Source organism: Kutzneria sp. NPDC051319, assembly GCF_040682195.1.
Lineage (GTDB): Bacteria > Actinomycetota > Actinomycetes > Mycobacteriales > Pseudonocardiaceae > Kutzneria.
Genome location: NZ_JBFBAM010000041.1, coordinates 57,076 through 82,193 on the forward strand (window position 1 = coordinate 57,076; position 25,118 = coordinate 82,193).

The following is a 25,118-nucleotide window of genomic DNA, read 5'->3' on the forward strand; positions in this document are numbered from 1 at the left end:
ACCGACCCCGGGGCCTATGCTGGCGGCGTGATCGAGTTCCGGATCGACCGACGCTCCGGGGTCGCCACCTACATCCAGATCGTCCACCAGGCCAAGCAGGCGATGCGGCTGGGGTTGCTCAACCCCGGCGACCGGCTGCCCACCGCGCGCGAGGTCGTCGAGGCCACCGCGGTCAATCCGAACACGGTTCTCAAGGCATATCGGGAACTTGAGCGGGAGGGACTGGTCGAGGCCCGGCGTGGCCTGGGTACCTTCGTGACCAAGTCCCTGGCCAACGACGCCACCAACCGCGGCGCCCCGCTGCGCCAGGAACTCGCCGACTGGATGGGCCGAGCCGTGCACGCCGGGCTCGGTGTCGACGACGTCGACGCCCTCTACGTCGACGTCCGCGAGGAGCGTTACCCGATCGGAGAACCACGGTCATGAGCACCCCCGCCCTGAGCGCCGCGGGCTTGTCCAAGCACTTCGGCCGGGTCCGCGCCCTGGACGACTGCACGTTCGACCTGCCCGAGGGCCGGGTCATCGCCCTGGTCGGCCCCAACGGCGCCGGCAAGAGCACGCTGCTGTCGCTGGCGTCCGGGCTGATCCGGCCGACCGGCGGCTCGATCAGTGTGCACGGCACTCCCGTGCGCGGCCGGATGCACCCCGACGTGGCCTACCTGGCCCAGAATCGGCCGCTCTACCCGGATTTCACGGTGCGTGAGGTCATCCAGGCCGTCGGGGCGATGAACGAGCGGTGGTCCCAGCCCCGGGTCGAGGAGGTCCTCGACATGCTGGCCGGGGTCGACCGCGGCGCCAAGGTCCGTGCCCTGTCCGCCGGCGCCCGCACCCAGGTGGCCATCGCGCTGGCCCTGGGCCGGCTGCCCAAGGTGCTGCTGCTCGACGAGCCCCTGTCCGACCTGGACCCGCTGGCCCGCGACGAGACGCTGCGGATCGTCATGACCGAGGTCGCCGACCGGGGCACCACGGTGTTGATGTCCTCGCACCTGCTCAGCGACCTCAGCGAGGTCTGCGACCACCTGCTCCTCGTGGTCGAGGGGCAGGTCCGCCTCAACGGCGACGTCGAGGACGTCCTGGCCGAGCACCGGGTGCTCGTCGGCCCGCGCGACGACGAGTCGGCCGTGTCCGGCGTTGTCGTCTCGGCCTCCCGCACCGAACGCCAGGCCACGCTGTTGGTCCGCGGCGCCGATCCCGTCCCCGCCGGCTGGGTCGCCGACCAGCCGGACCTGGAGTCCTTGGTCGTCGGCTACCTCCGGGCCGCCCGCGAGCACGCCGCCGCTCGTCGTTAAGAGCTTGCCCGGCAAGGAAAGTCCGGCCACCAGCCCGACGGCGTCCACGGATTTCGACATGGCCGCGACGCAGAACCCCGTGATAACGCGCCCGCCCGCGCCGTGTGGGACACTCCAGCGGTGACCCGCAAGTTGTGTCTCGCCCAGGAACCCGAGGCTGACGCCCTCCTCGCCCGCGACTACCTCGCGCTCCTGTTCGGCATGTTGCTTGATCAACAAGTGCCGATGGAGAAGGCGTTCAAGGGCCCCAAGCTCATCCTGGACCGCATGGGTTCGTTCGACGTGCATGCCGTCGCCGAGGCCGACCCCGAAGAGTTCGCCGCGTTGGTCTCCACGCCGCCGGCCATCCACCGGTTCCCGGGCTCGATGGCAAAGCGCCTCCAGACCCTGGCCCAGTTCCTGGTGGAGAACTACGACGGCAAGGTGGAGTCCCTGTGGAAGCAGGGCAAGCCGGACGGCGCGGAGGTGCTCAAGCGCCTGACCGCGTTGCCGGGTTTCGGTGACCAGAAGGCGCGGATCTTCTTGGCCCTGCTGGGTAAGCAGATGGGCGTGAAGCCGACGGGCTGGCGTGAGGCGGCCGGGGCGTACGGCGAGGAAGGCTCGCGTCGTAGCGTTGCCGACGTCACCGATGCGAAGTCGCTGGGTGAGGTTCGGGCGTTCAAGAAGGCGGCGAAGGCCGCGGCCAAGGGCTGACCGCGGTCTGGCCGGGGCGATGCGGTAGCCCTCCCCGCGGATGGTGTGGATCATCTCCGGCTTGTGTCGATCACCAGGTCCCCGCAGGTCTGCACGCCGACCGGCGCCACCGGCATTGGTTCCTCGGACGCCCAACACCTGGCCGGCAGCGCCGGTCTGCCGCTCACCGCCTTCCTCGTGGCCAGCCCGAAGGGTGCCTGAGGTAGGGTGGACGGCGTAGTGCCTAGGGTTCCGCCGCCTCGCGGGTCTGGTCCGAGCGGCACCGTCAGCCACGAAGGGGTGTGGCTGTTCAGCTGACGGGACAAAAGCCTGGAGGCCTTCCCGGGTCCGCGCGGACCTCGGGGGAAGGCGCTTACGTGAACGGCTTCGCCCTCTCGCTCGTGCTCGTCGCCGCCGTCGTGCACGCCATCTGGAACCTGGCCGCCAAGCAGGTCGGCGACGGCGGCGCACGCTTCGTTTTCCTGTACTACACCGCGTCCGCGGTCGTCTTCGGCCCCTTGGCGGTGGCCCAGCTGATCCTCGAACGTCCACAATGGACCTGGTTGGCGGCCGCTCTCGGCACTGCCGTGCTGCACATCGTCTACGGCATCGTGTTGCAGCGTGGCTACGCCGTGGGCGACCTGTCCGTCGTGTACCCCTTGGCCCGTGGCACCGGGCCGCTGCTGTCCGTGCTGGTCGCCGTCCTGTTCCTCGGCGAACACCCCGGATGGCCGGGCCTGGTCGGCGCATTCCTGGTCATATCGGGTGTTCTGGTCATCAGCTCCGGCAAGGCCACCCACGCCGATCCCTCCCGCCGCCGCGCCGGCGTCTTCTACGGCGTCCTCACCGGCGTCGTCATCGCCGCGTACACCCTGTGGGACGCCCACTCCGTCACCGCTCTGGGCGTCCCGCCGCTGGCCTACTTCGGCGTCGGCACGATCTTCCAGAGCCTGCTCATGGCCCCGCAAGCCCTTAGCTCGCGGGCCCGCACGGTGATGATCTGGCGCCAGTACCGCCGCCAGATCCTCATCGTGGCCCTGCTCTCACCCCTGAGTTACCTGCTCGTTCTGTACGCGCTGCAGATGGCCCCGGTCAGCCTCGTCGCCCCCGCCCGCGAGCTCTCCATCGTCTTCGGCGGCCTCGCCGCCTGGCGCCTCCTCGGCGAGGCCCAGGCCGCCCGGCGGCTGATCGGCTCCCTGGTCGTGCTGGCCGGCATCGCCGCCATCGCCATCGCGTGACCACTGCTCCACCGTCACGTCGACCGTGGCGGCGTCACCTCGTGCGGTTCTTCATCTCGGCGCACCAGGTTTGGCGCAGGCCTCGATCAGCGCGCGTAGCCCGGCCCCGGGCGGATCCGGCCGTACGGCAAGGAAGGCGCGCATCACCGGCGTCGGATTGCGCAGCGGCCGGAACACCACGCCCGGCACCGGCAGCTGCTTTGCTTGCGGCGCATAGAACACCGTCCAGGACGGCTTGCCGAAGCCGATGGCCGCCAGCGTGTCCTGGTCGGTGGTGAACTCCGGGCCGAACTCGGGCTCGAACCCGGCCTCGCGACAGGACCGGGTGACGAGGTCGTGCAGCGTCGGATTTCGTTGCCGTGAAACCAATCGGAGCGGCAGACCGGCCAGGTCGGCCAGGTCGATCGCGCCTCGCACGGCAAGATCGTGCCGGGCCGGCAGGGCCACCATCAGCGGATCTTCCCACAGCGGCAACAACTCCAGCCCGGGCGCCGGCCGTTCGCCACGCAGCAGCGTCGCGTCCAGCTCGCCGGACCGCACCCGCCGCAGCCGCTCGTCCGTCTCCGCGGTCACGAGTTCGAGCGTGGCATTTCCGCTCAACCGCGCGAATTCCGCCAGGATGATCTCCAGTCGTGAGCCGAGGCCCGCGCTCGTGCCCAGCCGGACCGTCGTGGCGTGCTCGGCCCGCAGCTCGTCGATCGCCGTGCGGGCCTTGGCCGCCGTCGCCAGCATCTGGCGCGCGTGGGGGAGCAGCAGCTTGCCGGCCTCGGTCAGCCGCACGGTCCGCGTCGTGCGGTCGAACAGGTCCATGCCGAGATCCCGCTCCAGCCGCCGGATCTGCTGGCTGACCGCCGACTGCACGATGTGCAGCCGCTCCGCCGCCCGCCCGAAGTGCAGCTCCTCGGCCACCGTGAGGAAGTAGTGCAGCTGTCTGAGTTCCATGCCGTACGCCCCGATTGATCAGTTTCCGTGATGAGTGTATGCGCTGATCGCTGGTTGGTCCGGCCGTTTCGCGCGTGTTGGCTGGGCCCATGTTCGTGGACGTCGACAACACCAAGCTCTACTACGAGGACGAGGGCGCCGGCCCCGTCCTGCTGTTCCTGCACGGATGGGCCACCAGCGGCCGGGTCTGGGGCGCCCAGCTGCCCGAGTTCGTGGCAACCCACCGTGTGGTCACCCTCGACTGGCGGGGCTGCGGGCGTTCCGACCGCCCCGCCCACGGCAACACCCTCGACGGCGTGCTCGCCGACCTCGTCGCCGTCATCGAGCGGCTCGGCCTCGACCGCCCCATCGTCGTCGGGTCCTCCATCGGCGGCAGCTTCGCCACCGAGCTCGCCGTCTGCCACCCGGAGTTGATCTCCGCCGCGGTCTCCGTCGACGGGCCGGCCTTCTGGCCTTCGACGGGCATGCCCTTGGCGCAGCTGCGTTCCGACCTCCGTGACGACCGGGCCGGCACCTTCGCCGGCTGGGTTCCCCGATGGTTCGCCCCCGGTGTCGAGCCGGCCCTGGTCGACTGGACCGTGCGGCAGATGCTCGACTCCGGCGTCTACATCGACGAGCACTTCGACGGGTGCCTGACCTACGACCCTCGCCCCGTGCTGCCCGGCCTCATGGCGCCCATCCACTACATCCACGGCGAGCTCGACACCGAGATTCCCGTTGCCGTGGCCGAGGAATGCGCCGCCCTCACGCCCGGAGCCTCCGTCGCCGTGATCCCCGGTGCCGGACACATGCCCCATCAGGAAGACCCCGCCGCCTTCAACGCCGCACTGCGCAAGTTCTTGTCCTGAAAGGAAATTCCATGCCGCACGTCCCTGTTCGCCTCAGCGGTGGCGACGCCGTCGTCGAGTACGACCTCAGCGGCTCCGGTCCCGGCGTTGTGCTCGTGCATGGCACCGCCACCTCCCGTTTGCAGTGGGAGGGCTTGACTTCCGCCTTGAACGACCGCTTCACCGTTGTCGCGCCCGACTACTCAGGCTCCGGCGGCACCACCGACCACGGCGGGCCGCTCACCCTCGCCGACCTGTCCGCCGAGGTCCTCGCCGCCGCCGACCATGCCGGGCTCGGCTCGTTCCACCTCGTCGGCCACTCCCTGGGCGCCGCCGTCGCCACCCACCTTGCCGGCACCAGCCCCGACCGCGTGCTTTCCCTTGCCCTGCATGCCGGTTGGGTTCGCACTACCCCACGCATGGCCGCCGAATTCCTGTACTGGAAGGAAGTGCTGGCCGCCGACGTGGCTTTGTTCGCCCGCATGCTTCCCTTGATGGCCTTCGGCCCGCGCTACTGGTCCTCCGCCCCCGACAACGAGGCCCTGGTGCGCGATCTGGCCTCGATGATCAGTCCCGGCGCTCTCCGTCAGATCGATGTCGATCTGTCCGTCGACCTCGCTTCGGTGCTGAGCTCCATCTCCGCGCCTACCCTCGTCCTGGCGAGCACGCACGACCGGGTCATCGAGTCCGCCCAGCAGGAGGCCCTGCTCGCCGGCATCCCCACCGCCCGCTACGCCGAGATCGACGCCGGCCACGGCGCGCCCGCCGAAGACCCTTCGGGCTTCATCGCCCGGATCGCCGGGTTCCTGGATGAGCTGGTGCTCGCTCGCTAGTCATTTCCCTTGGCGGCCATGGCTTCCTGCGCTCCCTTGACCGCCAGCCGGTCCGCCCGCTCGTTCTCCGGATGCCCCGCGTGGCCCTTCACCCAGTGCCATTCCACCTGGTGCGGGGCCATCGCGGTGTCCAGCCGCTGCCACAGGTCCGCGTTCTTCACCGGCTCGCGGTTGCTGGTCTTCCAGCCGTTGACCTTCCAACGCGGCATCCAGCTCATCACGCCGTTGCGGACATACGTGCTGTCCGTGTACACCGCCACCGTCGACGGCCTGGTCAGCGTCTCCAGCGCACTGATCGGCGCCATCAGCTCCATGCGGTTGTTCGTGGTCGGGCCCGGGTCGCTGCCGTAGAGATCCCGCTCGTGACGGCCGTAGCGCAGCACCGCGCCCCAGCCACCCGGCCCCGGGTTTCCGCTGCACGCGCCGTCCGTGTAGATCTCCACCGCCCGCTCGTCCGCCACGCCCGTGACCTTACTTGTGCGAGGATCGCCGCCGTGAAATGGAGCCGCGGTGTCCACCACCTCGAGGAACTCGCCCGTCGATGCGCCACGCCCTCGCCCGTGCCGATGATGCCGGTCACCGGGCTCTGGGTGTTCGGCGATCTCCTCGGCGAGCCCCGCGACCTCGAATGGGTCCAGGTGGCCGTCGTCGTCGACCTCCCCGCCGACGACGTGCCGTGGCTCTCGCTGCCCGCCGGCGCCCAGCACTGGGCCCAGGCCATGCGCGTCCGTGAGCCCCTCGTCGCCTACTACCGCCCGGCCGACCGTCCAGTGTGGAACCACCGCATCTCCCGGCCCGCCCTCATCTGGGACGCCGACGGCGTTCGCGAGGCCACCCTCGCCGCCCTCCACGACGGCCGCGGCGGCGACGTCCGCCTCGACGCCCCCACCCCCGCCGAGCTTCGGGGCCAGCTGGAGACCGACCTCGCCACCAGCCTCCGCTCCCTACGCCGCCAGCACCGCTCGTACGACGACAAGCGCTGGAGCCCCGGCAAGCTCGAACCCCACGCCGACTCCCTCTGGCGCGCCACCGACGGCTACCTCGACCTCCTGGACACCTGAGGTGACAGCCGTCTCGGCGGTTTCGGGGGAGGAGGCGTTGGTCATCTCACCGAACCGTCCGCTCTCCCAGACCTTGGCCGACGCCCTTCAGCCTTCCCGTGATCGCGCCACCGCGGCAGGCGCGTTGACCAGTCCGTGCAGCACAAGGGAAACCATGTCGTCGAGCTGCTCGACGAGGTCGAAGGGTGCGGGATCGTCGTGCACCCAGCGCAACACCGTGGCGAAGTACCCGGCGGCGAGCAACCGGCCCGCCACCGCGGCATCGACGTGACGCTCCAACTCGCCGATCTGCTGGCCGTGTTCGACGGTCTTCGTCAGGTCGGTCTCCAACGCGGGCCCGCGCAACGGGTCGCCGTGCCGCATCGCGGCGTCCATGAGGGCGGCGGTCTCGGGGCGGGATTCGACGTTGAGCCGCGCGAGTTCGCGTAGGTAGTGCCGGATCTGGTCGGACGGGCCGAGGTCGTCGGCCTGCCCGGCGGACAGCGCGGCAGCGACCTTGATCCGGCGCTGACGCCCCCACTCCTCGAGGAACGCGGCTTTCGACTTGTAGTGGTTGAAGACCGTGGCCCGCGCGACGTCGGCCTCGGCGGCGATGTCGTCCATGGTCGTGGCTTCGAAGCCGCGAGCCACGAACAGGGCGCGGGCGGCCTGGTACAGACGGTCGCTGACGTCCTGGCGTTTCCGGTCACGCCGCATCGGTGCTGAGGCCATGGCCTCAGTAGAACACGAACCTTGACTCTTGGTGTACTCAGGTTCAAGCTTGGACTCAAGTCCAATAGCGGACCTGAGTCCAGGAGATTGTGGTGGCCGGTGGGCATGTCGATATCGGACGCGGTTGCCATGTCTGGCTGCCCGCGAGCGGCGGCTGGGGCCACAGCAACTCCGGCCTGGTCGAAGGCGTCGGCGAGTCGCTGCTCGTCGACACCTTGTTCGACGTCGTGTCGACGATGCGCATGCTCGCCGCGATGCGGGACGTCGTGGCCAGGGCTCCCATCGAGCGGGTGGTCAACACCCACGGCAACGGCGACCACTGGTTCGGCAACCAGGTCCTGTCCGATCGGGAGATCATCGCGGCAGTGCCGACGGCGACGGAGATGCGAGCCGTCGGTCCGGCCGAGGTGCGGGCGCTCCTGGCGCGGCGAGGGCAGGCGGGCGCCTTCGCGCGGCGTGCCTTCCGCGGGTTCGACCTGTCCGATGTGGAGCCGGCCTATCCGACGACGCTGTTCGAGGCCGAACTCGACCTCGTCGTCGGCGGCCTGGACGTTCGTCTGGTCGACGTCGGACCCGCCCACACGGCCGGCGACACGATCGTCCACGTCCCGTCCGCGGGTGTGGTTTACGCGGGCGACGTTGTTTTCGCCGGTGTCACACCGATCGTCTGGGCCGGCCCGATCGACAACTGGCTGCGCGCCTGTGACCTGATCTGCGAGCTCGGTGTCTCCACGGTGGTGCCCGGCCACGGGCCGGTCACGACCGTGCGGGCCGTCCGAGCCCAGGCTTCCTATCTGCGATTCGTCCAGGAGGAAGCCACCGCGCGGCACGAGAAGGGCATGACCTTCGACGAGGCGGCCCGGGACATCGACCTCCGCGAACACGGCGAGCTGCCGGAACGCGAACGGCTGGTCGTCAACGTGCACGCGGTCTACCGCGAGCTCGACCCCGACATCCCGGCACTGGAAGGCCCGTCGGCGTTCGCGTGCATGGGCCAATTCATGGAGGAGTTGGTGTGATCCCCGACGTTGTGGACGAACAACCGGCCCGCCTCGCGACCGGAACCCTGGTGGCCGGCTGCTTCGCGGTGTTCCTCGCCCAGACCGGACTCGTGCTGCCGGCCGCGATCAACGGCGTCATCCAGCGGACCCTGCAGCTGTCCGGCGCGGAGCTGACATGGGTGAGCGACGCCTTCCTGGTGCCCATCGCCATGTTCAGCCTCACCTTCGGCGTGCTGGGCGACCGGTACGGACGCAAGAAGGTGCTGCTGGCCGGATTTCTGTTGACTTTGCTCGGCGCAGCGATCGCCGCCGTGGGGAGCACTGCCCCCACGCTCTGGATCGGTCAGGCGGCGGCCGGCGTCGGCGCAGCCGCGCTGTTCCCGTCCTCGCTCGCCGTCATCACGGCAGTGACGCCGAGTCCCGGCGCCCGTGCCCGAGGCCTGGCGGCCTGGACCACCGCGCTTTCGGCCGGTGCGCTCGTCGCGCCGCCGCTGTCGGGCGTGGCCGTCGAACTGGGCTCCTTCCACTGGGCGTTCGGCGCCGTCGCGATACTCGCCGGCATCGGCACGGTCGCGATCTTCTTGCTCGTGAAGGAGTCCAGCCGACCGAACGGCCGATCGTTCGACTGGCCCGGCCAGATCGCCATCGCGGCCGCGCTGCTGGCCTTGCTGTTCGGGGTGATCGAAGGACAGGAGCTGGGCTGGACCTCACCGCTGGTGGTCGGCGCGTTCGTGCTCTTCATCGTGTTCCTGACGGCGTTCATCGTCATCGAGAACCGTGGCCCGCAACCGATGCTTCGGTTGTCGCTGTTCCGCATCCCGGCGTTCAGCGGCGCCGCGGTCGTCGCTGTGGTCGGCATGCTCGGGTTTCTGGGCGGCGCCTACGCGTTGAGCATCAGACTCGGTGTCATCCAACACCAGACGCCGTTGCAGGCGGCAGTGCCGTTCCTGGTGATCCAGGGCGTCACGCCGTTCATCTGGCCACTGCTGGTCCGGCTGCTGCGCCGGGTCGGCCCGAGGATCATGCTCGTCTGCGGGCTGCTCGCGATCGCCGCCGGCTGGGGCTGGCTCGGCGCGTTGCCGGTCGCGGACTCCACCATCGTGACCATGCTGCCGGCGCTACTGGCCGTGGGGCTGGGATTCGGCCTGCTCGTCTCCGCGATCACCGCCGCCGCCGTCAATGTCGTGCCGATCCAGCTCACGGGCATGGCCAGCGCGACCACGAGCGTGGTGCGCGACCTCGGGCAGACGTTCGGTCCAGCCCTCATCGGCGCCATCGTGCTGAGCCAAGCGGCCGCCGCGCTGGCGCCACGACTGGCAGGTCAGCCCGGGCCAGCGAATGCCGTGTTCGAGGCAGGCGGTCCGCTTGCTGTCGCCACGGCCGATCTCGGCCCCGCGTCCGATCTCGCCCGAGCGGCACTGGAGCACGGCTACGCCGTCGGCTCCTTCGTCAGCGCGGCCGTGTGCGTGTGCGCCGCGTTCGTGGCCCTCGTGATGGTCCGGGCTGGAGCAGGCCGGGAGGTGCGCCACTGATGAAGCTCGCGACATTCGACCAGGGCGGTGCCTGCCGCGTCGGGTTGGTGAGCGACGAGGGCATTCACCCGGTGCCCTGGGCCATCACCCTGCTCGAACTGATCGAGCGAGAAGCGCTTGCGCACGCCGCTGACGCCGCACTGGGAGAACACCCGATTCCACTGGAGTCGGTGCGGCTGCGGCCGCCGCTGCAGCCACCGGCCATCCGCGACTTCGTCACGTTCGAACGCCACGTCGAAGGCATCGCGCGACGGTTCGGCGACGAGGTGGGGCCGGAATGGCACGAGGCGCCCGCGTTCTACTTCACCAACCCGCGCTCGCTGATCGGCGCGTTCGACGACGTGCGGATTCCACCGGGAAGCCAGGTGTTCGACTTCGAACTGGAGGTGGCAGCCGTCGTCGGGCGTGCCGGCAGCGACCTCACCCCGGAGACGGCGCGTGAGCACATCATCGGCTACACCGTGCTCAACGACTGGTCGGCCCGAGACCTCCAGGCCAGGGAGATGCGGGTCAAGCTCGGGCCGGCCAAGGGCAAGGACAGCGCGAGCACACTCGGCCCGTGGCTGGTCACCGCGGACGAGCTGGAACCCCGGCGTGACGCGGAGGGATTTCTCGACCTCACCATGGTCGTGACCCGCAACGGCATCGAGGTCGGCCGGGACTCACTGGCCAACATGGCGTGGACGTTCGAGGAAATGCTCGCCTACGCCTCCCGCGGCACCACCGTGTGGCCCGGCGATGTTCTCGGCTCCGGCACCTGCGGTTCCGGCTGCCTCGCCGAACTGTGGGGGCGCCACGGCACGGCGGGCCTGCCACCGCTGGCACCCGGCGACGTGGTCACCATGACCGTCGACGGACTGGGAACCATCAGCAACAAGGTCGTGCCGGGCCCCGATCCGGTCCACATCCCGGCCGCGCGGGCCAAGTGCCGAGGTCCACGCCGCTGACGACCATGCGCGCATGAGGCAGGAGACTGACGAGTTCTTCTTCGGCACTGAGGATCAGGGTGGTGACGACGATGTGTGGGAGCGTGGTCATGGCTGAGCGAGGCTCGCCAGCTCATGGCCGAGCAGCATGACCTGTTCGTCGAGCTGTTCGGCGCCGATCTCATCGTCGTGGCCGGCTCCGAGGTGTCCGACCAGGTTCGCGAGTTCTACCGTCATGTCGCCCTCCAGGTCAGGTCGGACGCCGAACCCGATCTCGCTTCGCTCGACCTGGACGACACGAACTGGCTCGACAGCGAGCGTGTCGCGATCCACTTCGTGCCCGGCGAGGGGCTCAGCTTCTACCCCGATTTTCACCTGGTCGAGGAAGCGTTCACCAATCCCGCGCTGCTCTCCCGCCGCCGCTACCGAGAGGCACTCACCGACCTGTTGCGTGACCCCGACACCTCCCCGGAACCACTGCGGCAGCTCGCGGCCCGTGACTGAGCAAGGCGAACGCGGTGTTCGAGAAACTCCTCAGGCGCAAGCGCGGTTCCACTGGGACGCTGAAGGCGAGGCACTCCTGCGCCAGCACAAGCCCAGCTATTTCGATGGATCACAGCTGCCCCGAACCGTCCCCCTCTCCAAGACCCTTTCCGACGCCGTCCAGCGTTCCCGCGCGTGACCGGGCCCTGAGCAACGGCGGCAAACCGACAGAGACCGGGCTCGGTGGCCACCGTCTGTCCTCACCGGGAGCGATTCACTCCGGTAGCGGCGAGCAAGACAACCGCGATCCGTGTCCAGCTGTCCACAACCCGTCGTCAACGACGCGTTGTGCGGAGCCTGCGACATCGCACTGGGTGGTCAGAGGGTGCTCGATCAATGCGAAGGTCGGCTCCGTTGCGGGCGGGTTGCCCGATGTTCGTACAGCCCCGCCCGGCAGTCGACTCACCAGCCTCGGGCGCGCCATTCTTCGACGTGGGGCTTCTGCTCGCCGAGCGTCGAGTCGTCGCCGCGGCCGGCGTAGAACCAGGTGCCGTCGGGCAGTGCGTCGAACAGCCGCTCCGAGACGTCGTTGAACAGCGACGTGAAGTTCTCCGGGGACGAGGTGTTCCGCAGGCCGCCGAGGGACAGCGTGATCACCACAGCGGTGAACTCTGTAGCCCCTTGAGCTACATGGGGCTACACTGTGCTCGTGAAGGTGATCACCCAGCGGGAGTTCCGCAACAACTCCGCCGCCGTCATGGATGCGGTGGAGGCGGGCGAGACGTACCACGTCACCCGCAATGGCGTTGAAGTCGCGGAGTTGCGTCCTGTCGCGCGCAGGCGGCGGCTGACCGCCGAGGAGTTGGTCGAGCGGCACCGGAAGCTGCCGAGGGTCGACTACGTCCGAATGCGGCAGGAGGCTGACGAGTTCTTCGGCACTGAGGACCGTCTCGGCGATGACGATGTGTGGGAGCGCGGCCGTGGCTGACCGTCCAGAGTCCGGTGTGCTGGACACGTGCGCCTATATCGACCTGGCCGTGCTCGATCCCGCGACTCTGCCGGCGATTCCGGAGATCACCGCGATCACGATGGCCGAATTGCACCAGGGCGTTGTGATGGCCAGGGACGCTTCGACGCGTGCCGCACGGACCGAGGTCCTGGGCGCGGCGCTCGTAGAGTTCGAACCGCTGCCATTCGACGCCGAGGCGGCGACTCGGTACGGCACCCTGGTCGCGCTGACCCTTGAGGCGAAGCGCAACCCGAGGCCGCGCCGGCTCGACCTGATGATCGCCGCCATCGCGTCCGCCCGAGGCCTGCCGCTCTACACACGCAACGAAGCCGATTTCAAGGGCCTGGAAGACATGGTCGAGGTCGTAGCCGTGTGAGTCAGTGGCCGACACGCCGGGCATCGCGCCGCTGTTGGCGCCGGACGGCTTTCATGGTGCCTGGCGGCACCTGGGAAAGAATCTGGTTGGGCGCGACGTAGAAGACGTTCGGGTCGCGGTTGTGCGGTCCCCAGCCGGTATTGCCGCGTATCAGGACGATACTGCCTTGTCGTGGTCGGTTGCCGGCGAACCAGGTGTCCTGTTTACGCCCTGTGGTGAGCCATACGATTTTCGCTTTCGTGCCTCGTCGCGCCCGCTGGTACACGTTGACGACCCGGGCGAGTCCGGCATCTGGCATGGTGCGCGCTTTGGACTGGATCCGGGTCCAGCGGTGAGACAGCACGAGGTCCCGCCGTCGTCGCCGCCGGATTCGGCTCCGCGCCGCTAGCACGGCGATCGCCAGCAGGGCGAGAACGAGCACGATGGAACCGAGGCCCACTGCGACTCCCCCAGTTGAAGTCAAGCGACGTGGCTGACTCGACACCGTAGACCCGTTCTGGCGCAGGACAAACGAACGGGGGCCGCCTGATGGCCCAGGCGGCCCACGAGTCACCAGCTCACCAGCCGCGGCCGCGCCATTCGTGGAGGTGGGGCTTCTGCTCGCCGAGGGTCGAGTCGTCGCCGTGGCCGGGGTAGAACCACGTGTCGTCCGCAGCGCGTCGAACAGCCGCGATGAGACGTCGTCCAGCAACGAGGTGAAATTTTCCAGGGACGACGTTTCCCCACGCCACCCGGGAACAGTGAATCACGATGACGGTGAACACGTCAGCATCTCGAGCACTTGTCGGGTGCGTCGCGATCTGAAGACTCGCAGCGCCGCGTTCTGTCGGCTAGAGGTCCCGCGTTCTGTCGGCTAGGGTGGGTGCTGTGACGGGTCTGGTACAGCGCAATGCGGCGTCCAGGGTGACCGAGCTGCTTTCGTCGTTCCGTGTCGTACTGCTAGGCGGGGCGCGGCAGACGGGGAAGACCACGCTGGTACGCGACCTGCTCGACCTGCCAGGGCATGCGTGGTTCAGCTTCGACGACGAGGCCGTGCTGGCTCGGGCGTCGGATGACCCCGTGGGGTTCGTCGAAGCTTTGCCGCGGCCGGCTGCGGTCGACGAGTTCCAGCGCGCGGGACGAGGGTTTCTGCTTGCTGTGAAGCAGGCGGCCGATCGGGACCGGACCCGAGGACAGCTGCTGTTGACCGGATCGACCAACTACTTGGCTGACCGGGGACTGTCGGAGACACTTGCCGGCCGTGCCGGGCGGTTGCTGCTCTGGCCGCTCTCGATGGGTGAACGGCTCGGAGTGCGGGAGACATTCCTGGACCAACTGTTCGAGCCGACCAGTTGGCCCGGGAAGACCGAAGCCTTGCCCCGTGCGGACTTGGTGCGGACGCTGCTGGAAGGTGGCTACCCCGAGATCGTCACCGAGGGCTTGTCCGGACGGCAGCGTCGGAACTGGTTCGAGGCCTATGTGCACGACGTCGTGTCGCGAGAGGCACTCCGTCCCATCGCCGAGGTCCGCCTGGAGGCGGAATTGCGCCGACTGCTCCGGCTTCTCGCTGCTCGCACCGGTCAGGAACTTGTCGTCTCGGGCGTCGCGGGTGATGCCGAACTCGGTCGCGAGACCGCATCGAACTACGTCACTCTGCTCGAAGCCCTCCACCTGGTGACGTTGCTGCCCGCGTGGTCGACCAACATCACCAACAGGGCGAAGCGACGTCCCAAGATCGTGGTGGTGGATACTGGGCTCGCGGCTGACCTCTGCGGGCTCGGCGAGCAGACGTTCGCTCTCCGGCGGCGGACGGCACTGCGGCAGGTGCGTTGTTCGAGACCTTCGTCATCACCGAGGTCCTCAAGCAGGCGACGTGGAGCGAACGGAGCGTGGACCTGTCCTACTTCCGCGATCGCGACGGTGCCGAGGTGGACTTGATCGCGGAAGACCGGCGGACCGGTGAGCTGGCTGGGCTGGAGATCAAGTTGACCAGCACGCCGACAGTCCGTCATGCCAAGCACCTGATGATGCTGCGGGACAAGCTGGGGAGTCGGTTCACGACAGGTCTGGTCGTTCATGCCGGTTCCCAGACCTTGCCTTTGGGCGACCGGATCTGGGCGGTGCCCGTCTCCGCCCTATGGCGATCGGACAACTGACAACGTCATGGTCGGCGCGGATGGCTAGCTCTGTGTGCTGGGCGCCGGGGTTGTTGAGTGGCTCCCTGAATGTGTGAGGTTGGTTGCCGGCCCGGTCGACCGCGGGCCGGCCGGCGTTGTGTCGGCCACCGTCACCAGCGTTGACGAGCTAAAGCTTGCCGTGCCGATCGTCGACGCGCTGAACCGGATTTCCGCCTGCGCCACCGTGCCGGTCAGGTGTACGACGACCGGGATGACCGGTTCGCTCACTATCCGGACGCGCATCTAGCTGCTTTGTCTAATCGAAATGTGCGGCCGAGTCTCCTCGAAGGGGCGCACAGCCTGTGGTACGAGCACGCCATGGGCCTTCTCCGCTGGGCTCTGATGGATTTGGACACTGCGGTCGCGGAAGTGTCAGTGCCTGTGAGAACAGCGATCAACGCGGAGTTGGAAGTAGAAGCCCATGGGCTCCGGGACGAGCCGGCCGAGTATGTCGAGAATATTGAACCGCAGAAGCCGGAGAAGCGACGCCTTTGGAATTTCAGGTCTCCTTTAGTGGGCCTGAATGGGGTAGAGTTCGAGCTGAGTCAGGTGAGCCGTAACACGCTAAATGGGGTAGAGCTTGGGCTAGACCATGTCGAAATTGCGCAATCCGCTGCCAACCTGCGGTTGCTACTTGCCGCGCAACTGCCGTGTGCTGGCAACTGGGTGGAGTTGTTGGCCGATGGAATTGAGATTAGCGAAGACCCGCATGATGAGGATGAAGATCGATATTACCTCAACGTTCAGGCGCCGATGCCAAGAGGCAAGTGGGGGCGGAACAAGCTGGAGCGTCGAGCTTGGTCGACGGGTTCCAGATGGTGCTCAGCCTGAGGACGGTAGCAATCTCAAGGGCGAGCCGGTGCTCAGTGTGGTCGTACTGAACCGCCTGCGCTTTCGGAAATCCTCGAACTGTTCAAGCGTAGTGATGGGCGATCGGAGGTGCTGGCGGCCTGGGCGAAAACTCCAGTGGGAGAGCCGCTCGCCGGCACAGCCTTCGTCGTGACCAAGCGATACGAAGACTGATGGCCGAGTGGGGCCGCCCGATGGTCAGGCGGCCCCACAGGCCGACGGCTCACCAGCCCCGGGCGCGCCATTCGTCGAGGTGGGGCTTCTGCTCGCCCAGCGTGGAGTCGTCGCCGTGGCCCGGGTAGAACCACGTGTCGTCCGGCAGCACGTCGAACAGCCGCGCCTGAACGTCGTCCAGCAACGAGTTGAAGTTCTCTGGAGAAGACGTTTTCCCCACGCCACCCGGGAAGAGGGAGTCGCCGGTGAAGAGGTGAGCGTGGCCGGCGGGGTCGCGGTAGAGGATGGCGATGGAGCCGGGGGTGTGGCCGCGGAGGTGGATGACCGAGAGTGTGGAGTCGCCGACCTCGAGGGTGTCGCCGTGCTCGACGAGGAAGTCGGGGGGCACGGGGAGGGGAGGGGCGTCGAGGGGGTGGGCGGCGGTGTTGGAGCCGTTGGCACCGGCGACGGCCCCCAAGGCCTGCCAGTGGTCGGGGTGCTGGTGGGTGGTGACGACGGTTTTGAGCCGGGGGCGCTCGGCGTCGTGGCCGAGCAGGTCGGCCAGGCGCTCGGGGTCGGCGGCGGCGTCGATCAGCAGGGCGTCGCCGGTGCGGCGACAGACCAGCAGATAGGCGTTGTTGTCCATGGGCCCGACCGAGATCTTGGTGATGGTCAGGGCGTCCAAGGTCCGCCGCGCGGCCGGCCCGTTGGGGTCGACATGTCCCGTGTACTCCTCGACAACGTCCACGCCACCGAACTTAGTCGCTCGGCCACCGTCCCTCCATGGCGGCCGAGCGTTCACACGATGGGGTGGATCTCACAGCCAGGCGGGGAGCGTGGGGACGTCGCCGGTGACACCGGAGGGGTCGCGGCCGGTCACCCAGGCGAGTGCTCCGGCGGGGCTGGCGGTGACGTGGTGCACGTCGCCGTCGCCGTCGACGTCCCAGCTGCGGGCGCCGACGGTGAGGGTGAAGGCGGGGCGGGAGGGCAGCGCCCGATAGAAGACGAGGGCGTCGCCGATGATGCGTTCGGCCAGGTCGACGGGCACGTCCGAGAAGGAGACGCCGGCGGCGAGGTCGACCATGTGCACCCAGAGCTCGCTGACCCGCTTCCACGGTACCTGGTAGGCCCGCACGGGCCGCCCGCCGGTCATGACGACCTCGGCCTGCCAGGCGGTGTCACCCAGACCGGTGGCAGCGGCGGCGAACCGGCCACAGGCGGCGACGATGTCCTGCTCCAGCAGCCACAGCGACCGAGGGGCGCCCTCGTCGATGTCGATGTCCCGGTCGGACCGGCTGGCGTACATGGGGTGCTCGACGCCGGTCCTGGCCCAGGTCAGGAGGTTGACCAGGCCGTCGGCGTTGCGGGCGAGGTGGGTCAGCACGTGTCCCCGCGTCCACCCGGGCAGGGCGCTCGCGCCCCGGGCGGAGGCGTCGTCCATGGCCGCGACGACCTGGAGCAGTCTGGCGGTCGCCTGTTCCACCGCGGCCAGGCCGGCGGCGGCCTCGCGGACGGCCTCGGACTGGCGCAACCGCTGCGGCGGCACGGTGACCCCGGCGGTTTCGGACGTGTGCGTGGCGGAGGTATTACTGACCATCAGCTCATCCCGACGTCGCGGCGTGATCAGATACCTAACCCAGCGTACGGCCACACATCGCTCACCGGTAGTGCCCTGGACCTGCGGATCCCGCCCCTCGACGCACATTGTCGGACCCTCGGCATAACATGGTTGCTCGACCACACTTTCGATCTTTCCGTCCGCCAGTCCTGCGTGAAGGGGAACCAGTGGCAGACCGCCTCGTCGTTCGCGGCGCCCGGGAGCACAACCTGCGCGGCGTCGACCTCGACCTGCCCCGCGACAGCATGATCGTGTTCACCGGCCTGTCCGGCTCGGGCAAGTCGAGCCTGGCCTTCGACACGATCTTCGCCGAGGGCCAGCGGCGCTACGTCGAGTCGCTGTCGGCCTACGCCCGGCAGTTCCTGGGCCAGATGGACAAGCCCGACGTCGACTTCATCGAGGGGCTGTCGCCCGCGGTCTCCATCGACCAGAAGTCCACCAACCGCAACCCGCGGTCGACCGTCGGCACCATCACCGAGGTCTACGACTACCTCCGCCTGCTCTACGCCCGCGCCGGCAAGCCCCACTGCCCGGTCTGCGGCGAGGCGATCACCAAGCAGACGCCGCAGCAGATCGTCGACCAGGTGCTGGCCATGCCGGCCAACACCAAGTTCCAGGTGCTGGCCCCGATCGTGCGCGGCCGCAAGGGCGAGTTCCTCGACCTGTTCTCCAACCTCCAGTCCCAGGGCTACGCCCGGGCGCTGGTGGACGGCGCGGTGCACCTGCTGTCCGACGAGCCGCCGAAGCTGAAGAAGCAGGAGAAGCACCACATCTCCGTGGTGATCGACCGGCTCGCGGTGAAGGCCTCGTCCAAGCAGCGCCTGACCGACTCGGTGGAGACCGCGCTGCGCCTGGCCGACGGCCTGGTGGTGCTGGACTTCGTCGACCTGCCGGAGGACGACCCGGAGCGCGAGCGCCGCTTCTCCGAGCGGCTGGCCTGCCCGAACGCGCACCCGCTGGCCATCGAGGACCTGGAGCCCCGCTCCTTCTCCTTCAACTCGCCCTACGGCGCCTGCCAGGTATGCACGGGTCTGGGCACCCGCAAGGAGGTCGACCCGGAGCTGGTCGTCCCGGACGACGAGCTGTCGCTGGGCGAGGGCGCGATCGCGCCGTGGCAGGGCGGCCAGTCCGCGGACTACTTCATCCGCCTGCTGGAGTCGCTGTCCACCACGATCGGCTTCCGCATGGACACGCCGTGGCGGCAGCTGCCGGCCAAGGTGCAGAAGGCGGTGCTGCACGGCGTCGACGAGCAGGTGCACGTCCGCTACCGCAACCGCTACGGACGTGAGCGTTCCTACTACGCGAACTTCGAGGGGGTCATCCCGTTCCTGGAGCGCCGCCAGGAGCAGACCGAGTCGGAGTTCATGCGGGAGAAGTACGAGGGCTACATGCGGGAGGTGCCCTGCCCCGCCTGCCAGGGCACGCGCCTCAAGCCGGAGATCCTCGCCGTCACGCTGGCCCACAAGACGCAGGGCGACCGCTCCATCGCCGAGGTGTGCGCGCTCAGCGTGGCCGAGTGCTCGAAGTTCCTCGACGGCCTGACGCTGGGCAAGCGCGAGAAGATGATCGCCGGCGCGGTGCTCAAGGAGGTGCAGGCCCGCCTGCGCTTCCTGCTCGATGTGGGCCTGGACTACCTGTCGCTGGACCGGGCCGCGGGCACGCTGTCCGGCGGCGAGGCGCAGCGCATCCGGCTGGCCACGCAGATCGGCTCGGGCCTGGTGGGCGTGCTGTACGTGCTGGACGAGCCGTCGATCGGCCTGCACCAGCGGGACAACCACCGCCTGATCGAGACCCTGACCCGCCTGCGCAACCTGGGCAACACGCTGATCGTCGTCGAGCACGACGAGGACACCATCCGGCACGCGGACTGGATCGTGGACATCGGCCCGGGCGCGGGCGAGCACGGCGGCCAGGTGGTGCACAGCGGCACGTACAAGCAGCTGCTGACCAACAAGCAGTCGATCACCGGCGCGTATCTGGCCGGGCGCAAGGAGATCGCCACGCCGGCGATCCGCCGCCCGATCGACCGGAAGCGGCAGCTGACCGTGGTCGGCGCCCGCGAGCACAACCTGCGCGGCATCGACGTGTCGTTCCCGCTGGGCTGCCTGGTCTCGGTCACGGGCGTGTCCGGCTCCGGGAAGTCCACGCTGGTCAACGACATCCTGGCGACGGTGCTGGCCAACAAGCTCAACGGCGCCCGCCAGGTGCCGGGCCGGCACACCCGTATCAAGGGCCTCGACCAGGTGGACAAGCTGGTGCAGGTCGACCAGTCGCCGATCGGCCGCACCCCGCGGTCCAACCCGGCCACCTACACCGGTGTGTTCGACAACATCCGCAAGCTGTTCGCCTCCACCACCGAGGCCAAGGTGCGCGGCTACCAGCCGGGGCGGTTCTCGTTCAACGTCAAGGGCGGCCGCTGCGAGGCGTGCGCCGGCGACGGCACCATCAAGATCGAGATGAACTTCCTGCCGGACGTCTATGTGCCGTGCGAGGTGTGCAAGGGGGCCCGGTACAACCGGGAGACTCTGGAGGTGCACTACAAGGGCAAGACCATCGCCGAGGTGCTGGACATGCCGATCGAGGAGGGGGCCGAGTTCTTCGAGCCGATCACCGCGATCCACCGCCACCTCAAGACGCTGGTAGACGTCGGCCTCGGCTACGTGCGGCTGGGCCAGCCCGCGCCGACGCTGTCCGGCGGCGAGGCGCAGCGGGTGAAGCTGGCCAGCGAGCTGCAGAAGCGCTCCACCGGCAAGACCGTGTACATCCTGGACGAGCCGACCACGGGCCTGCACTTCGAGGACATCCGCAAGCTGCTGGGCGTCATCTCGGGCCTGGTGGACAAGGGCAACACGGTGATCGTGATCGAGCACAACTTCGACGTGATCAAGACGTCGGACTGGATCATCGACATGGGCCCGGAGGGCGGCTCGGGCGGCGGCACGGTGATCGCCGAGGGCACGCCCGAGGAGATCGCCGAGGTCAAGAACAGCTACACCGCGGAATTCCTGCGGGACGCCCTGAAGAACTGAGCCCCTTGATGCAGGGAAGGACGCCTTACCCTCGTTCAACGCGGGTAAGGCGTCCTTCACTGCATGGTCAGGGGGTTACTGGACGAGCTTGCCGACCGCGTTGGCCTCCTCGACCTGGTTGGCCAGGTAGTTCCACGACAGGTTGATGAAACCGCCGTCGCCCCAGCTGGTGCCCCACGAGTTCTGCACGCGGACGCCGTTGCTGTCGTAGCCGATGATGGTGATCTCGTGCCCGCCCATGTAGGGGTCGCCCGAGGTCGGGTAGTAGCTGTAGTCGGTCGCCTGCTGGCGGGAGATCCGCTCGAAGCTCTGGTACACGGGAATGGAGATGGCCACCGGCAGGCCCTGCGAGATGGCCTGCTGCACGCCCGCCTTGATGCCGCTGCCGGTGCTGATCGGCGTGTAGCCGGACAGCTTCCAGTTGGCGGCGTTGGAGCGTTCGCTGGAGTCGGGCTGGGTGGTGTAGTCGAAGTTGCCCTGCCAGTAGTCGTCCATGGTGTCGACGCCCTGCGAGGTCAGGATGTCGAACGTGTCCGAGGGCGTGCTGCCCTGGTCGTTGCCGCGGGCCAGCTGCGCGTAGGTGTACATCGGGGCCTGCGGGTGGCCGCTGATGCCCTGTTCGTTCTCCAGGATGCTCATCGCCGTGTAGTCGATGGCCCACGACACGCAGGAGCCGACCTGGCCCTGGTCGCCGGGGGTGACCGCGTACTGGGCGAGCGAGGCGCTGGCCGGGACGCGCGGGGTGGCCCGCACGGCGAGGGCGTCGCGGTGCGGGGCGCGGTGCTGGGAGGGCAGCGCGCCGTTGGCCCGGTGGTGCGTCGTCGAGAGCAGGGGAGCGGCGACGGCGATCGGGGCCGCCATGGCGCCGACCGTGCCGGCGACGGCGAGCGCGATGGCCACGCGTGAGAGCGTGTTGCTCATGGACTGTCCTTTTCAGATCAGGTGCAGGGAGATCTGGAAAGGCAAAACTAAGTGTGAGCAACACTCGTGAAGTAGGTACTTTAGTCTGGTTGGGTTAACTGTTAATCGTTCGGCGTTCAACGATTCCCAGCGCACCGGCCAGCACCGCCGCCGCGCACAACAGAGGGACCGTCACGCGTCCGTCCCCGAAAAGTACCCCACCCCGCTGGCCGCCAAACGTGACGGATGACCAGAGAATGATTTCCGCGCCGGCCGTGACCGACACGGCGAGCAACGGTCCGAATACGGCGGGTGTCGATAGGCGGGCGGTGAGGGCCGGAAGTGCCGACGCCGCAACGCAGGCGAGGGCCGCGAACACCAGCCCCGGCACCGATCCGCCCACAAAGGCCGATACCAGGCACAACGCGGCGGCGATGAACGCCCGATACGGCAGCAGCGACAACGCGCAGCCCGCGACCACGCCGAGGATCGCGAACGGCCAGGTGATGTCGGTGGGCACGCCGATGCCCAGAGTGACCACTGTGGTCGCCGCCAGCCAGGCCAGCGGGCGCCAGCCGAACAGGAGGGTCAGCACGATGGCGGCCGCGGCGAAGGAGAAGCCGATCACGCCGAGGGTCTCCTGGGGCGAAATGCCCTGGAAGAGAAGGGGAAGCAGGGAAAGAAGCGAGGCGAGCACGCTGATCGTCAGGGGGCGAAGGGCCACAGTGGACAGGAAAGGAGAGGCGGCGCCGGGTTCTGGGGGAAGCGGGGCGTCGGTTGGGAGCGAGCGCGGGGCCGGAGCGGGCCTAGGGGTCGGCCGTCCGCTGGACCTGGGCCGCCGCACGGTTGCCGCCAACAACCCGCCCGCCGCGCCGACGGCGAGCAGCCAGTGCGCCCCGGGTAGGTGCCCGCCCACCACGTACCCGCCGACGGCGAAGCCGGCCAGCGCGGGCAGCCCGACGTCCTGGGCCCCGGCCAGCACGGCCAGCAGCGTCAGGATCCGCACGGCAGTGGCCGCGACCACCAGGGCCAGCCGGAGATCGGCCGGCGGGTCGAGGGCGGCGACGAGCAGGGCGATGTCCACCGGGGCGGTGACCAGCAGCACATCCGGCCAGCGGTGGCCGAATCCGAGGCCGGCTCCGGTGGCGCCGACCACGGCGACCAACACGAGCACGGCGTCCAGCCAGGTCACGCCGGCGCCTAATCGCCCGCCGGCGTACACGACCAGTTCGCTCTGCTGGCCCCCGTCGGCCGCGGCCCCGGCCGTGGCCAACACGAGCGCGGCGATCGGGAGCACGTTCTGCCTCGTCACGAGGTGCACCGTAGGGGGTCGGCGAAAAAACTTCGTCCGCCACCTGAACCAGTCAGCCATGGCTGCCGTGTTCTGGGGTGTCCACGTCGAATCGAAGGAGCCCCTGCCATGAACCGGACCCGCGCTCTCGTGCTGGCGACGTCGGCGGCCTTCGGTCTGACGACGGTCGCCGCGTGCGGCGGCACCGCGCCGCAGCAGGCCGCGCCCCCGCCCGCGCCCCAGCAGCAGACCGATCCCAACCAGGTGAAGCTGACGGCCACCACGGTGGGCCAGCTGGGTCAGGTGGTGACCGACGCCAGTGGCATGACGCTGTACCGCTACGACGGCGACTCGGCGAACCCGCCGGCCTCCAACTGCGACGGCCCGTGCTCGCAGATGTGGCCGCCGGCGCTGGCCACGTCCAGCACGGCCACGCTGGACGGCATCGACCAGTCGGCAGTGGGCGTCATCCTGCGCAAGGACGGCACCAAGCAGATCACGATCAACGGCTGGGCGGTGTACCGCTTCATCAAGGATGCGGCCCCGGGCGACGCCAAGGGCCAGGGCGCGCAGCAGAAGTGGTACGCGGTCACCCCGCAGGGCAAGAAGGCCGCCGGCGCCCCGGCGACCGGCGGCGGAGCCCCGGCCAGCAGTGCCAAGAAGGAGACGCCGACCACCAGCATCGATCCCGGCGCAGGCGGCTATGGCTACTGAGTCCACCCACCGCCTCTGTTCGAAAGTGCAATGAGATGCAGCTGCTCGCAGTCTCGTCGACGCCCGGGTGGTTCACCGGCCCCACCCGGGCAATCACCGGTCCGATCGATCTGATACCCAATACCGCGAATCGTCGGCAGCAACGTGGAGGTACGCGGGTGGGGATCGCAGAACGCTGGTCGCGCAGGGGAGGGAGGTCTGCCGGCGACGAGGCGCTGATCCGATCCCTGTACGAGGAACACGGACGGAGTCTGCTCGCTTACGCGACGCGACTGACCGGGGACCGGGCCGCGGCCGAGGACGTCGTGCAGGAGACCCTGGTGCGGGCGTGGAAGCACGCCGACGACATGGTCAACAACAAGGGCTCGGTGCGGGGCTGGCTGCTCACCGTGGCCCGCAACATCATCACCGACCGGGCCCGGGCCCGCGCGGTCCGGCCGACGGAGGTCGCGGAGACGCCGACCACGCCGCCGATCCAGCGCGACCACGCCCAGGGCGTGGTGGACTCGATGGCCGTCCTGTCGGCGCTGAACACTCTTTCGGCCGAGCACAGGGACGTGCTGGTTGAGATCTACTACCGTGGTAAGTCGGTGACCGAGGCGGCGTCCACCCTGGGCCTGCCGCCGGGCACCGTGAAGTCAAGATCGCACTACGCGTTGAAGGCACTGCGGACGGCAATGGCCGAGCAGCCGGCGGAGGTGACCCGATGACCGCTCCCGAGCACGACAAGGCGCTTGTCGGCGCGTACGTCCTTGGCGTTCTGTCGCCCGAGGAGAACACCGCCGCCGAGGCGCACCTGGACAGCTGCCCGGAGTGCCGGCGCGAGCTGGACGAGCTGCGGATGCTGCACGACGAGCTGGGCGAGGTGCCGCCGGAGGCGTTCCTCGACGGCCCGCCCGACGGCGGCGACCTGCTGTTGCAGCGCACGCTGCGTGAGGTCCGGGGCATCTCGTCCCGCCAGCGCGTGTGGGGCGGCTCGCTGGCCGCCGCCGGCTTGGTCGCGGTGGTGGCGCTCAGCGTCGGCGCCGGGGTTTTTGTCGGCAACCAGACCGCTTCCGGCCCCGGCAACGGCGTCGCGGCCCCCACGGCCAGCCCGCTGCCGCCCGGCACCAAGCACGCCTCGAACGTCGACGCGACCACCGGGGCGCGCCTCGCGGCGACCGTGATCCCGGCCAACAACGGCTGGGTCAAGCTCCAGGTGCAGGCCGGGGACATCGCGCCCGGGCAGCGCTGCAAGCTCTTCGTCACGTCCAAGACCGGCAAGCAGGAGCAGTTCGGCGGCTGGCTGGTCGGGGCCAACGCCACACCCGGCAAGTCGATCACCCTGGACGGCACCGCGCTGATGTCGATCAACGACGTGGCCTCGGTGTCGGTGGTCAACGACCAGGGCCAGGTCCTGGTCAACACCCCGGTCTAGCCGCGGCCCCACCTGATGCAGGGAAGGACGCCTTACCCTCGTTGAACGCGGGTAAGGCGTCCTTCCCTGCATCAGCGGCTAGGGGGTTGAC

At 69.0% G+C, this 25,118-nt stretch carries 30 protein-coding genes and 2 pseudogenes; 22 read left to right on the plus strand and 10 right to left on the minus strand.

The window, feature by feature from the left end:
* The first annotated feature begins 27 nt into the window (after positions 1–27).
* From AB0M73_RS31725 to AB0M73_RS31745, 5 genes are all read left to right on the plus strand, one after another.
* Entirely contained in the window at positions 28–426 is a 399-nt protein-coding gene (locus AB0M73_RS31725; RefSeq protein WP_043724037.1) for a GntR family transcriptional regulator, read from the plus strand.
* On the plus strand, positions 423–1,289 hold the full coding sequence (locus AB0M73_RS31730) for an ABC transporter ATP-binding protein (RefSeq protein WP_363898278.1): 867 nt from the start codon (positions 423–425) through the stop codon (positions 1,287–1,289). The genes AB0M73_RS31725 and AB0M73_RS31730 overlap by 4 nt, the downstream gene beginning before the upstream one ends.
* Before the next feature lie 120 nt (positions 1,290–1,409).
* Positions 1,410–1,982 carry an HhH-GPD-type base excision DNA repair protein gene (locus tag AB0M73_RS31735; RefSeq protein ID WP_363898281.1) on the plus strand — a complete coding sequence of 191 codons (573 nt, stop codon included), beginning with the start codon at positions 1,410–1,412 and terminating at the stop codon, positions 1,980–1,982.
* Between the two features lie 63 nt (positions 1,983–2,045).
* Positions 2,046–2,183, plus strand: coding sequence for a hypothetical protein (locus tag AB0M73_RS31740; RefSeq protein ID WP_363898284.1), 138 nt, complete (start codon positions 2,046–2,048; stop codon positions 2,181–2,183).
* 155 nt (positions 2,184–2,338) lie between these two features.
* Positions 2,339–3,199: a DMT family transporter gene (locus AB0M73_RS31745; RefSeq protein ID WP_363898287.1), complete on the plus strand. Its 861-nt coding sequence runs from the start codon at positions 2,339–2,341 to the stop codon at positions 3,197–3,199.
* Between the two features lie 51 nt (positions 3,200–3,250).
* Here the strand turns inward: AB0M73_RS31745 and AB0M73_RS31750 are convergent, their stop codons facing one another.
* Entirely contained in the window at positions 3,251–4,141 is an 891-nt protein-coding gene (locus AB0M73_RS31750) for a LysR family transcriptional regulator (RefSeq protein ID WP_363898290.1), read from the minus strand.
* Between the two features lie 89 nt (positions 4,142–4,230).
* Here AB0M73_RS31750 and AB0M73_RS31755 point away from each other — a divergent pair, with 89 nt between their 5' ends.
* Together AB0M73_RS31755 and AB0M73_RS31760 are read left to right on the plus strand one after the other, a co-directional pair.
* Positions 4,231–4,989 carry an alpha/beta hydrolase gene (locus tag AB0M73_RS31755; protein WP_363898293.1) on the plus strand — a complete coding sequence of 253 codons (759 nt, stop codon included), beginning with the start codon at positions 4,231–4,233 and terminating at the stop codon, positions 4,987–4,989.
* Between the two features lie 11 nt (positions 4,990–5,000).
* Positions 5,001–5,801: an alpha/beta hydrolase gene (locus tag AB0M73_RS31760; RefSeq protein WP_363898296.1), complete on the plus strand. Its 801-nt coding sequence runs from the start codon at positions 5,001–5,003 to the stop codon at positions 5,799–5,801.
* On the opposite strand, the gene rnhA is transcribed toward AB0M73_RS31760, so the two are convergent.
* Entirely contained in the window at positions 5,798–6,262 is a 465-nt protein-coding gene (gene rnhA, locus AB0M73_RS31765) for a ribonuclease HI (protein WP_363898299.1), read from the minus strand. The genes AB0M73_RS31760 and rnhA overlap by 4 nt on opposite strands.
* A gap of 33 nt (positions 6,263–6,295) precedes the next feature.
* Between rnhA and AB0M73_RS31770 the strand changes: the two genes are divergently transcribed.
* Complete coding sequence (locus AB0M73_RS31770; protein ID WP_363898302.1) at positions 6,296–6,862, plus strand: hypothetical protein; 567 nt, start codon at positions 6,296–6,298, stop codon at positions 6,860–6,862.
* Positions 6,863–6,949: 87 nt separating this feature from the next.
* Here the strand turns inward: AB0M73_RS31770 and AB0M73_RS31775 are convergent, their stop codons facing one another.
* Entirely contained in the window at positions 6,950–7,573 is a 624-nt protein-coding gene (locus tag AB0M73_RS31775; protein WP_363898305.1) for a helix-turn-helix domain-containing protein, read from the minus strand.
* Positions 7,574–7,665: 92 nt separating this feature from the next.
* Here AB0M73_RS31775 and AB0M73_RS31780 point away from each other — a divergent pair, with 92 nt between their 5' ends.
* From AB0M73_RS31780 to AB0M73_RS31795, 4 genes are all read left to right on the plus strand, one after another.
* Positions 7,666–8,592, plus strand: coding sequence for an MBL fold metallo-hydrolase (locus AB0M73_RS31780; protein WP_363898308.1), 927 nt, complete (start codon positions 7,666–7,668; stop codon positions 8,590–8,592).
* Positions 8,589–10,106, plus strand: a complete 1,518-nt coding sequence (locus AB0M73_RS31785; protein ID WP_363898311.1) for an MFS transporter — start codon at positions 8,589–8,591, stop codon at positions 10,104–10,106. Before AB0M73_RS31780 ends, AB0M73_RS31785 begins: the two co-directional genes overlap by 4 nt.
* Entirely contained in the window at positions 10,106–11,053 is a 948-nt protein-coding gene (locus AB0M73_RS31790; RefSeq protein ID WP_363898314.1) for a fumarylacetoacetate hydrolase family protein, read from the plus strand. Before AB0M73_RS31785 ends, AB0M73_RS31790 begins: the two co-directional genes overlap by 1 nt.
* A gap of 114 nt (positions 11,054–11,167) precedes the next feature.
* Complete coding sequence (locus AB0M73_RS31795; RefSeq protein WP_363898317.1) at positions 11,168–11,536, plus strand: hypothetical protein; 369 nt, start codon at positions 11,168–11,170, stop codon at positions 11,534–11,536.
* 441 nt (positions 11,537–11,977) lie between these two features.
* Here AB0M73_RS31795 and AB0M73_RS31800 read toward each other — a convergent pair.
* Positions 11,978–12,154 (minus strand): annotated as a pseudogene (locus AB0M73_RS31800) (MBL fold metallo-hydrolase); the annotation flags it as partial.
* A gap of 70 nt (positions 12,155–12,224) precedes the next feature.
* Between AB0M73_RS31800 and AB0M73_RS31805 the strand changes: the two are divergent.
* Entirely contained in the window at positions 12,225–12,503 is a 279-nt protein-coding gene (locus tag AB0M73_RS31805) for a type II toxin-antitoxin system prevent-host-death family antitoxin (protein WP_363898320.1), read from the plus strand.
* 16 nt (positions 12,504–12,519) lie between these two features.
* A complete protein-coding gene (locus AB0M73_RS31810) occupies positions 12,520–12,900 on the plus strand; it encodes a type II toxin-antitoxin system VapC family toxin (RefSeq protein ID WP_363898323.1) in 381 nt (126 codons plus the stop codon).
* Position 12,901: 1 nt separating this feature from the next.
* On the opposite strand, the gene AB0M73_RS31815 is transcribed toward AB0M73_RS31810, so the two are convergent.
* Positions 12,902–13,339, minus strand: a complete 438-nt coding sequence (locus tag AB0M73_RS31815) for a hypothetical protein (protein WP_363898326.1) — start codon at positions 13,337–13,339, stop codon at positions 12,902–12,904.
* A gap of 118 nt (positions 13,340–13,457) precedes the next feature.
* A pseudogene (locus AB0M73_RS31820) lies at positions 13,458–13,636 on the minus strand (MBL fold metallo-hydrolase); the annotation flags it as partial.
* A gap of 131 nt (positions 13,637–13,767) precedes the next feature.
* Between AB0M73_RS31820 and AB0M73_RS31825 the strand changes: the two are divergent.
* The 4 genes from AB0M73_RS31825 to AB0M73_RS31840 all read left to right on the plus strand — a co-directional run bounded on the left by AB0M73_RS31825 (position 13,768) and on the right by AB0M73_RS31840 (position 15,887).
* Entirely contained in the window at positions 13,768–14,817 is a 1,050-nt protein-coding gene (locus tag AB0M73_RS31825; RefSeq protein WP_363898329.1) for an AAA family ATPase, read from the plus strand.
* The gene (locus AB0M73_RS31830) at positions 14,709–15,035 is read left to right on the plus strand and encodes a DUF4143 domain-containing protein (protein ID WP_363898332.1); all 327 of its coding nucleotides are present in this window, start codon (positions 14,709–14,711) and stop codon (positions 15,033–15,035) included. The genes AB0M73_RS31825 and AB0M73_RS31830 overlap by 109 nt, the downstream gene beginning before the upstream one ends.
* A gap of 73 nt (positions 15,036–15,108) precedes the next feature.
* A complete protein-coding gene (locus AB0M73_RS31835) occupies positions 15,109–15,303 on the plus strand; it encodes a hypothetical protein (protein ID WP_363898335.1) in 195 nt (64 codons plus the stop codon).
* A 134-nt stretch (positions 15,304–15,437) separates the two neighbouring features.
* Positions 15,438–15,887 (plus strand): hypothetical protein, encoded by a 450-nt coding sequence (locus AB0M73_RS31840; RefSeq protein ID WP_363898338.1) that lies wholly within the window; start codon positions 15,438–15,440, stop codon positions 15,885–15,887.
* A 241-nt stretch (positions 15,888–16,128) separates the two neighbouring features.
* Here the strand turns inward: AB0M73_RS31840 and AB0M73_RS31845 are convergent, their stop codons facing one another.
* Positions 16,129–16,806 (minus strand): MBL fold metallo-hydrolase, encoded by a 678-nt coding sequence (locus AB0M73_RS31845; protein WP_363898341.1) that lies wholly within the window; start codon positions 16,804–16,806, stop codon positions 16,129–16,131.
* 69 nt (positions 16,807–16,875) lie between these two features.
* Positions 16,876–17,655: a maleylpyruvate isomerase family mycothiol-dependent enzyme gene (locus AB0M73_RS31850; protein WP_363898344.1), complete on the minus strand. Its 780-nt coding sequence runs from the start codon at positions 17,653–17,655 to the stop codon at positions 16,876–16,878.
* A 188-nt stretch (positions 17,656–17,843) separates the two neighbouring features.
* Between AB0M73_RS31850 and uvrA the strand changes: the two genes are divergently transcribed.
* Entirely contained in the window at positions 17,844–20,705 is a 2,862-nt protein-coding gene (gene uvrA, locus AB0M73_RS31855; protein ID WP_363898347.1) for an excinuclease ABC subunit UvrA, read from the plus strand.
* A 75-nt stretch (positions 20,706–20,780) separates the two neighbouring features.
* Here the strand turns inward: uvrA and AB0M73_RS31860 are convergent, their stop codons facing one another.
* Positions 20,781–21,626 (minus strand): C1 family peptidase, encoded by an 846-nt coding sequence (locus AB0M73_RS31860; RefSeq protein ID WP_363898350.1) that lies wholly within the window; start codon positions 21,624–21,626, stop codon positions 20,781–20,783.
* Positions 21,627–21,720: 94 nt separating this feature from the next.
* Positions 21,721–22,917 carry a hypothetical protein gene (locus AB0M73_RS31865; RefSeq protein WP_363898353.1) on the minus strand — a complete coding sequence of 399 codons (1,197 nt, stop codon included), beginning with the start codon at positions 22,915–22,917 and terminating at the stop codon, positions 21,721–21,723.
* Between the two features lie 108 nt (positions 22,918–23,025).
* Here AB0M73_RS31865 and AB0M73_RS31870 point away from each other — a divergent pair, with 108 nt between their 5' ends.
* The 3 genes from AB0M73_RS31870 (at position 23,026) to AB0M73_RS31880 (ending at position 25,027) form a co-directional block, all read left to right on the plus strand.
* Positions 23,026–23,610, plus strand: coding sequence for a hypothetical protein (locus AB0M73_RS31870; RefSeq protein WP_363898355.1), 585 nt, complete (start codon positions 23,026–23,028; stop codon positions 23,608–23,610).
* A gap of 164 nt (positions 23,611–23,774) precedes the next feature.
* A complete protein-coding gene (locus AB0M73_RS31875) occupies positions 23,775–24,320 on the plus strand; it encodes a sigma-70 family RNA polymerase sigma factor (RefSeq protein WP_043732106.1) in 546 nt (181 codons plus the stop codon).
* Positions 24,317–25,027, plus strand: a complete 711-nt coding sequence (locus AB0M73_RS31880) for a zf-HC2 domain-containing protein (RefSeq protein WP_363898358.1) — start codon at positions 24,317–24,319, stop codon at positions 25,025–25,027. Before AB0M73_RS31875 ends, AB0M73_RS31880 begins: the two co-directional genes overlap by 4 nt.
* Positions 25,028–25,118: the final 91 nt, after the last annotated feature.